Annotated in this window: 1 protein-coding gene; it reads right to left on the bottom strand. The window is 67.5% G+C overall.

Annotated features, from left to right (window positions below; genetic code table 11):
- The coding region (locus SB847_RS22090; protein ID WP_410578887.1) for a GrpB family protein at positions 1–235 on the bottom strand (235 nt) is incomplete at its 3' end.
- Positions 236–240 lie beyond the last annotated feature (5 nt).

The following is a 240-nucleotide window of genomic DNA, read 5'->3' as shown; positions in this document are numbered from 1 at the left end:
CCCTTTTATGCGCCTCATACGCTGAGACGGCGTAGGGCTCCGCCAGCAGCCAATCGCGGAACAACAACGCGTATCGCCAACCAGGCGTCCCGGCCGCCCGAACATGCAGATTGGCGGCCCTGCCGGGGTCAGCATTGGCGTGGAAGCGCTTCTGCCACTGTTCCGGGTCCGGTGCCGAAGGCTTCGGGGTATCGCGATCCGCCGCTGGCACCCTCGGGAATCCGGCCGTCGCCAGGAGCG

Source organism: Bacillus sp. SIMBA_026, from assembly GCF_046535335.1.
GTDB lineage: Bacteria > Bacillota > Bacilli > Bacillales > Bacillaceae > Bacillus > Bacillus velezensis.
This window is presented reverse-complemented; position numbering and strand designations above follow the sequence as displayed.